Genomic DNA, 7952 nt, shown 5'->3' with positions numbered 1-7952 from the left:
ACACTGGAGTCCGGCCGTGTGCTCTTCGGACCCGCCCGTCGCGCTGGCCGCGCTCGGTGCTGCCACCGGCACGCCGGACTGGCTGGCGCCGGCGGAAGCCGCCGATCTGCCCTTTGCCGGCCTCGCGCCCGACCAGGCCGACGCCGCCGCGCGCGCCGCGCTCGCCGGCGCGTCGGTGGACGTCATCGCCCAGTCTGCGGCCGGCCGGCGCAAGCGCCTGCTGGTCGCCGACATGGACAGCACCATCGTCACGACCGAGACGCTGGACGAGCTCGCCGGCCAGGCCGGCATCAAGGACCGCATCGCCGCCATCACGAAGCGCGCGATGAACGGCGAGCTGGATTTCGAGGGCGCACTGCGCGAGCGCGTGGGCATGCTGGCAGGCCTGCCGGTCGAAGCGCTCCAGCGCACCTGGGACGAGACGGAGCTCATGCCCGGCGCGCGCGAGCTGGTCGCGACCATGCGGGCGAACGGGGCGCGCTGCGCGCTGGTCTCCGGCGGCTTCACCTTCTTCACCGGCCGCGTCGCCGCGCTGGTCGGGTTCCACGAACACCACTCGAATACGCTCCTCGAGGCGGATGGGCGCCTGACGGGCCATGTCGCCGACCCGATCCTCGGGCGCAATGCGAAACTGGCGACGCTGAAGCACCTGGCAGCCCAGGGAGGCATCGGCCTCGATGCCACGCTGGCCGTGGGCGATGGGGCCAACGACCTGGACATGATCCAGGCAGCGGGGCTCGGCGTGGCGTTCCGCGCCAAGCCCGTGGTGGCGGCCGCGGCGCGCGCGCGGGTGGACCATGCCGACCTGCGCGCGCTGCTCTTCGCGCAGGGCTATCGCGCAGGCGAGTTCGCCGCCGGCTGATCGCGCCAGCCGGGGGCGAGCACCCAGCGGTCGTTGAAGCGTTCGAGCAGGTCGCGCGACGGATCAATGCCGGCGCGTGCACGCGCCAGCGCCGCCTCGTCGCCCAGCACGTAGAAGGTGCGCGGTTCGTGGGCGCCGCGCTCCAGCAGCGCTACCACGCGCGCGTTCAACGCCTCGACAGCGCGCGGGTCGAGCCGCGCGAGATAGACCGCATCCGTCTGCAGCCCGAGCGTCGCGGCATAGACCGCCACCTCCTCCCAGTTCGGCGCCTGCATGCCGGTGGGCACCACGCGCACGAAGGCATAGTGGCGCGCGGCCTCGAGCCAGAAGGGATCGGACAGGCGCAAAGGCACGGTCGGCGGCTGCACGATGAAGTAGTGATGCAGCCGGGCGAAGCCTGGCCGCAGGTCGATCGCCTGCAGCATCAGCGCGGCGAACAGCACGAAGCCGGCGCGCTTCCCTCCAAGCCGCCGCACCAGGGCAACCGCGCCACCGATCAGCGCCGCGTAGAGCACCGGCCAGAAGAACCGCTCCGAAGCCCGCAGCGCATCGGCGCGGGAGACGATCCAGTCGGGCAGCGGCAGAACCTCGAACTCGCGCCCGCCGATCGCGACACGGTGAGTCACCGCCAGCAGCAGCAGCCCGGCCAACACCAGCAGCAAGGCCCAGTATCGCCGCAGCGCCCCCCGCGGCCCAGACACCCAGGCCAGCGCGCCGAGCCCGATCACCGCGAGAGCGCCCAGCCCAGGATAGGAATTGCCCGCCTCGAGATGCCCCGCTGTCTCGATATCCGGCAGCAGCGCGCCCCAATAGCCTGGGTCAAAGGGGGCGAGCAGATCGAGCTGCATCTTCCCATAGCCGCCCCAGGTGCCACCAAAGCCGCCCGACAGCAGGAAGAAGCCGCCCGCCCAAAGCCCCGCGACGCCTGCCGCCGGCACGACCAGCGCCTCGGCGAGGATCAGTCCGCCGCCGCGCCGGTCGCGCTCCGCCGCCCGCGCCAGCCAGTCAGCGGCCCAGAGCGCGCCGATCATCGGCAGGATGTACGCCTGCACCAGGGAGGCCGCCGCCATCAGCCCCGCCCAAGCGCCCCCCCGCCGCACCCCCTGCCCCGGCGCCACGCAGAGCCACAGGCCCATCAGCAGCAGGAACTGCCCGCCAAGCGCGAAATGCCCGCCGAGCCGGCCGAGAAGCAGCGGCTGCATCACGAACAGACCCGCCACCGCCAGGCGCGCCAATGGGTCCGTCGTTGCCCGCCCCATCAGCGCCCAAGCCAGCACCGCCTGCAGCGCCCCGCAGGCGTAGATCCACATGCCCCAGTACTGCGCGACCTCGAGCACCGGCCGCAGCGCCTTGAACAGGAAGGCCAGCAGCGGAATGGAGTCGGAATAGAAGACCGACGAGGCGAGCTCCATTCCCCAGCCCGGATTGGCGCCAGGCGGCCAGCGCCACTCATCCCGCGCGAAGGCGGTCCATCCCAGCCAGTACTGAACCGGATCGGGACCGATGCGCCCCGAAAGCATCCAGCCCGTGTCGGATGGTGGCAGGATGAAGCCGCCGAAGGCGCTATGGATGACGAAGATGCCGAGCGCGGCCGCGGCCAGGGCGCCGACCAGCTCGACAAGGACGGAAGTTCGGGGGAGGGAACTCCCCCGATCCCCCTCCTGTTTCTGGAACTGGGGAACTGACGTCAGAGGTCAGTCTCCGAACGACAGGAACGGGACGGATGCGGGGGGAGGTATCCTCCCCCCTCCTCAACCCGGCGCGCCGCGCTCGCCGCGCAGCCGCAGCGGCACGAAGCGCTGTCCGCCCGCGCCCTCGACCGCGAACAGCGCCACCGCGCGGTTCTGCTGGCGCAGCCGCGCGATGCGCTCCTGCACCTCGGCGGGGGTGCCAACGCGTTCCTGCTGCACCTCGACGATCACGTCGCCGGGGCGGAGCTCGCGCTCCGCGGCGGGGCTGTTCGGCGCGACCTCGACGATCACCACGCCGCGCTGCTCGGCACGCAGGTTGAAGCGCTGGCGCAGCTCGTCCGTGATCGGCGCCACGCGCAGGCCGAGACCGGCCAGTTCGACCGGTTGCGCCGGCGCCGGCGCGGCCGGCGCGGCGCCAGATGCCTGCGCCTGTTCCGCCGGCAACTCGCCGAGCGTGATGGTGACCGTCTCTTCCTTGCCATCACGCCAGATCACCACCGGCACCTGCGTGCCGACCACGTTGTCGGCCACAATGCGCGGCAGGTTGCGCATCTCGCGCACCTCGGCGCCGTTGAAGCGCAGGATCACGTCACCGGAACGGATGCCGCCCTCGGCAGCCGGCCCACCTTCCTGTGCGCGCGCCACCAGCGCGCCGCGCGACCCGTTGGGCAGCCGCAGCGCCTCGGCGATCTCGTCGGTCACCTGCTGGATGTTCACGCCGAGCCAGCCGCGCCGCACCCGCCCGCCATCGCGCAGCTGCGCCACGATGCGCTGCGCCAGGTTCGACGGGATGGAGAAGCCGATGCCGATCGACCCACCCGAGGGCGAATAGATCGCGGTGTTGATGCCGACCACCTCGCCCGCCATGTTGAACAGCGGGCCGCCGGAATTGCCGCGGTTGATCGCAGCGTCGGTCTGGATGAAATCGTCATACAGCCCCTGGCGGATGTCACGGCCGCGCGCCGAGACGATGCCCGCGGTCACCGATCCGCCCAGGCCGAACGGGTTGCCGATCGCGATCACCCAGTCGCCCACCTCTGCCGTGTCCGAATTGCCCCAGGGCACGGCGGTCAGCGGCTTGTCGGTGCGGATGCGCAGCACGGCGAGGTCGGTGCGCGGGTCGGTCCCCAGCAGCTCCGCGCGGATCGTCGTGTTGTCGGACAGGATCACGTTGATCTCGTCCGCACCGTCAATGACGTGGTTGTTGGTCACGACGATGCCCTGCTGAGCATCGATGATGAAGCCCGAGCCGAGCGACTGGCCGCGGCGCTGCGGGCGCTGCTGCGGGCCGGTGCCTGGGCCGGGCGGCGGCGCGCCTTCCTGCCCGGGCGGGCGATTGCGATTGAAGAAGTCCCGGAAGAACTCCTCGAAGGGGCTGCCGGGCGGCGCCTGCGGCACGTCCGGAGCATCGGAACGCCCGGGCCGCGCCTGCACCGCCTGGGTGGTCGAGATATTGACCACCGCCGGCAGCAGTTGGCGGGCCAGCGGCGCGAAGCTCTCGGGCGCGCGCTGCGCAAGGGCCGGCGGAGCGAGGGGGGCGACCGCCAGGACGGCGGCAATGGCAAGGGCGGCGAAGCGCACGGTGGGGCACCTCATGGCGGTGGTCCGGGAAGGGTCGTCAGGACGCATGTGGCACCTGCGAGGGCAGGCGTAGGCCACCATCATGCAACGTATCGCGCCGCGGCGCATCCCGCTCTTGGTCGCGCCCGATCACGGCCCGTTCAACAGCCAGGCGATCGCGACGCCGAGCACCGCGGCGATCAGGCCCCCCAGCCTCAGGCGTTGCTCGGAGGCCTGGATCAGCACCACCAGGCCGCGCCGCATGGCCTCGGGCGCGAGGGCATAGGCGATCCCCTCCAGGGCGAGGACCACGGCCACGCCCTGGAGAAGCCCCGTGAAGGTCACTGCGGCGTCGCGGGCGCGACCGGCACCGGCGCGGGGACGCCCGGCAGCGGCGCGAGACGGCCACCGCTGTCCCGGAAGAAGCGGAAGAACTCCGATTCCGGGGTCATGACCATGCGGGTGTTGCCCTCCGAGAAGGCCTCCCGATACGCCTGCATCGAGCGCCAGAACTGGAAGAAGTCCAGGTCCTTGCTGAAGGCCTCCGCGACGATGCGGATGGCCTCCTGCTCGCCCTGGCCGCGCAGCACGTCGGCCTGGGCCTGCGCCTCGGCGATCAGCACGGTGCGCTCACGCTCGGCGCCGGCGCGCACGCGCTGGCCGATCTCCGCACCCTCGGCGCGGGCCTCGCGGGCGACACGCTCGCGCTCGGACTGCATGCGCGACAGGATGGCCTGGGTGTTCTCCTCCGGCAGGTCGGCGCGGCGGATGCGCACGTCGATCACCTCGATGCCGAACTGGCGCGCCTCGGCGTTCACCTGGCCGCGGATCTCGCCCATGATCCGCGTGCGGTCGGTCGAGAGCACCGAGAGCAGCGGCTCGTTGCCGAGCACGCGCCGCAGCGAGGAGGAGACGATCGAGTTCAGCCGCCCGCGGATGCCGCCCTCGGTCGCACCGACCGTCTGGTAGAAGCGCAGCGGGTCGGTGATGCGGTAGCGCGTGAAGCTGTCCACGATCAGCCGGCGCTGGTCGCCCAGGATGACTTCCTCGCCAGGCGCGTCGAAGTCGAGCAGGCGGCGGTCGAAGGTGATGACCGACTGGATGAACGGCACCTTGTAATGCAGCCCCGGCTCGTTGATCACGCGGATCGGCTGGCCGAACTGCGTGATCAGCACCTGCTGGGTCTGCTGCACGGTGAACAGCGTCGAGGCCGCCGTCACGACGATGACGGCGAGGCCCGCGATCAGAGCAATAGTGCGGTTCATCGCGGCACCCCCTGCGAACGGCTCTGCACCACGCCCGGCCCCTGTTGCACGGGCGGCAGCGGTGGCGGCCTGGTGGTCGGCGTGCCGCCCTGGGCCGGGCGCGGCGCCGCCGCGCCCTCACCGAGCGGCAGGAAGGGCACGATCCCCTGCAGGCGGTCATCCACCAGTATGGTCGGGTTGCGCCGCAGGATCTCCTCCATGGTCTCGAGGTACATGCGCCGCACGGTCACGTCGCCCGCGGTCTGGTAGGCGGTCAGCACCGAATTGAAGCGCGCCGCCTCACCGCGGGCGCGGGCGATCTGGCTTTCGCGGAAGCCCTGGGCTTCCTGGACCAGGCGCTCGGCCTCGCCGCGCGCGCGCGGGATGATGTCGTTGCGGAAGGATTCGGCCTCGTTGCGGGCGCGCTCACGGTCGGCATTGGCGCGCTGCACGTCGCGGAAGGCATCGATCACCTGCGCGGGCGGATCCACCTTCTGGAGCTGGACCTGCACGATCTCGATGCCGGCGCGGTACTGGTCCATGATCGCCTGGGTGCCGCGGCGCACTTCCTGCTCGATCTGCGCGCGCGCCTCGGTGAGCGCGGGCTGGATCGGCGTGCGGCCGATCACCTCGCGCATCACGGATTCGGCGGCCGACTTGACGGTGCTTTCCGGGTTGCGCGTGTTGAAGAGGAATTCCTCGGCATCGCGGATGCGCCAGAACACCGCGACATCGATGTCGATGATGTTCTCGTCGCCCGTCAGCATCAGCGATTCGGCGAGCACATCGCGCGCGGGCAGCACGCGGCCGCCGACAACGGGCGTGTCCGACGAGCCGATGAAGCCTACATCGACGCGGTTGATGCGCGTCACGCGCGGCGTGGTGGCAGACTCGATCGGCCAGGGAATATGGTAGTTCAGCCCCGGCGGCACCGCGCGGTCGAAGGCGCCGAAGCGCATCACCACGCCCTGCTCGTCGGGCTGCACGCGGAAGAAGCCGGACGCACCCCAGACCAGGACCAGCACGAGGCCGAGCAGCATGGCGCCCTTGCCGCCGCCACGCGGCAGGTAGCGGCGCACAGCATCCTGCGCCTGGCGGATCATGTCGTCGAGATCAGGCCCCCGGCCGCCACCGCCCGGGCCACCGCCACCACCACCACCACCACCAGGCGGCGGCGAGCCCCATGGCCCGCCCGGCCGCGGGTTCCCCCAGGGACTTTGTCCGCCACTGTTGTTCCAGGGCATGCGACGATTGGCCTCCAACACAATAACCAGTGGTGACGTCTCGCCCGTCGCCTGCCATTGAGGGATGCAGGAAGGGCGGCGCCCGACCATATGGACGCCGGCCGGGCACCGGGGAAGTCGCCTTGTTCTGGGGCACCCTCGCCGGCCGGGCGGATATTGTCCAGGAACGAGGGCTTTTCAAGCGATGGGTGAGTCTCTGGCGGCGGCGGTTTCGGCCGCGCTGCGTGCGGTGAAGGACCCGGCGACGGGCCAGGATGTGGTCTCCGCCGGCATGGTGCAGGGCCTGGTGGCGCGCGACGGGCTGGTGCAGTTCAGCCTCGAGGTGCCGCGCGAACGCGCCGCACAGATGGAGCCTGTGCGCGCCGCCGCGCAGGCCGCCGCAGCCGCGGTGCCGGGCGTGCTGAACGCGACCGCCGTACTGACCGCACATCGCCCCGCCACGCCGCAGCCCGCCACGCCACGCCAGGCGGCGCGCGCGCCGTCCGGCCAGGGGCCGATGCTGCTGCCCGAGGTCGGGGCCATCGTCGCCGTCGCCTCCGGCAAGGGCGGCGTGGGCAAGTCCACCACCGCGGTCAACCTGGCGGTTGCGCTGGCGATGCAAGGGCTGCGCGTCGGGCTGCTGGATGCCGACATCTACGGCCCGTCGCTGCCGCAGATGCTGGGCACGCGGGAGAAGCCGCGCGCCACCGGCCAGCGCATCACGCCGCTGTCGCGCTGGGGGCTCAAGGCCATGTCGATCGGCTTCCTGGTCGACGAGGAGACGCCGATGATCTGGCGCGGCCCGATGGTGATGGGCGCGCTCGAGCAGATGATGGGCCAGGTGGAGTGGGGGGCGCTCGACATCATGATCGTCGACATGCCGCCCGGGACCGGCGATGCGCAGCTCACCATGTCCCAGCGGGTGCCGCTGGCCGGCGCAGTGATCGTGTCCACGCCGCAGGACGTGGCGCTGCTCGATGCGCGGCGCGGCGTGCGCATGTTCGAGAAGGTGAACGTCCCCGTGCTCGGCGTGATCGAAAACATGTCGTATTTCTGCTGCCCGAACTGCAACCACCGGACCGACATGTTCGGCCATGGCGGCGCGAAGCGCGAAGCGGCGCGGCTCGGTGTGGAGTTCCTCGGCGAACTGCCCCTGAAGCTCGAGATCCGCGAACTGGCGGATGCCGGCACGCCGATCGTCACCGCCCGCCCGGACAGCCCAGAAGCCGCGGAATACCGCCGCATCGCGGCACGGGTCTGGGAGAAGGCGCGCGCCGCGACGCAGGCCGCACCGTCGATCGTGGTCGACTGAACCCCGCCTTCGCGACCGCCGCCAACCGCGCTACACCCGCCCGACCCCGCGACGAGGACA

The 7952-nt window shown here is 71.5% G+C and carries 7 protein-coding genes; 2 read left to right on the top strand and 5 right to left on the bottom strand.

Annotated elements, in window-relative coordinates:
- Positions 1-16 precede the first annotated feature (16 nt).
- Positions 17-862, top strand: a complete 846-nt coding sequence (gene serB, locus HW578_RS05460) for a phosphoserine phosphatase SerB (RefSeq protein ID WP_198369530.1) — start codon at positions 17-19, stop codon at positions 860-862.
- Here the strand turns inward: serB and HW578_RS05455 are convergent.
- The 5 genes from HW578_RS05455 to hflK form a co-directional block, all read right to left on the bottom strand.
- Positions 832-2442, bottom strand: coding sequence for a DUF6311 domain-containing protein (locus HW578_RS05455; RefSeq protein ID WP_369407826.1), 1611 nt, complete (start codon positions 2440-2442; stop codon positions 832-834). The genes serB and HW578_RS05455 overlap by 31 nt on opposite strands.
- Before the next feature lie 171 nt (positions 2443-2613).
- The gene (locus HW578_RS05450; RefSeq protein WP_198369528.1) at positions 2614-4149 is read right to left on the bottom strand and encodes a DegQ family serine endoprotease; all 1536 of its coding nucleotides are present in this window, start codon (positions 4147-4149) and stop codon (positions 2614-2616) included.
- Between the two features lie 114 nt (positions 4150-4263).
- The gene (locus HW578_RS05445) at positions 4264-4431 is read right to left on the bottom strand and encodes a DUF2065 domain-containing protein (protein WP_198369534.1); all 168 of its coding nucleotides are present in this window, start codon (positions 4429-4431) and stop codon (positions 4264-4266) included.
- A gap of 23 nt (positions 4432-4454) precedes the next feature.
- Positions 4455-5378, bottom strand: a complete 924-nt coding sequence (gene hflC, locus HW578_RS05440; protein ID WP_198369527.1) for a protease modulator HflC — start codon at positions 5376-5378, stop codon at positions 4455-4457.
- The gene (gene hflK / locus HW578_RS05435; protein ID WP_369407824.1) at positions 5375-6460 is read right to left on the bottom strand and encodes an FtsH protease activity modulator HflK; all 1086 of its coding nucleotides are present in this window, start codon (positions 6458-6460) and stop codon (positions 5375-5377) included. Before hflK ends, hflC begins: the two co-directional genes overlap by 4 nt.
- A gap of 325 nt (positions 6461-6785) precedes the next feature.
- Between hflK and HW578_RS05430 the strand changes: the two genes are divergently transcribed.
- Complete coding sequence (locus tag HW578_RS05430) at positions 6786-7892, top strand: Mrp/NBP35 family ATP-binding protein (RefSeq protein ID WP_198369525.1); 1107 nt, start codon at positions 6786-6788, stop codon at positions 7890-7892.
- Positions 7893-7952 lie beyond the last annotated feature (60 nt).

This window comes from Roseomonas rosulenta, from assembly GCF_016106005.1.
Classification (GTDB): Bacteria; Pseudomonadota; Alphaproteobacteria; order Acetobacterales; family Acetobacteraceae; genus Neoroseomonas; species Neoroseomonas rosulenta.
Note: the sequence above shows the minus strand (reverse complement) of the source record. Positions and strands in the feature narration are given on the sequence as shown.

Coding starts and splice junctions, on each gene's coding strand:
- HW578_RS05430 (WP_198369525.1), top strand. CDS start 6,786: ATGGGTGAGTCTCTGGCGGCGGCGGTTTCGGCCGCGCTGCGTGCGGTG.
- hflC (WP_198369527.1), bottom strand. CDS start 5,378: ATGAACCGCACTATTGCTCTGATCGCGGGCCTCGCCGTCATCGTCGTG.
- hflK (WP_369407824.1), bottom strand. CDS start 6,460: ATGATCCGCCAGGCGCAGGATGCTGTGCGCCGCTACCTGCCGCGTGGC.
- HW578_RS05450 (WP_198369528.1), bottom strand. CDS start 4,149: ATGAGGTGCCCCACCGTGCGCTTCGCCGCCCTTGCCATTGCCGCCGTC.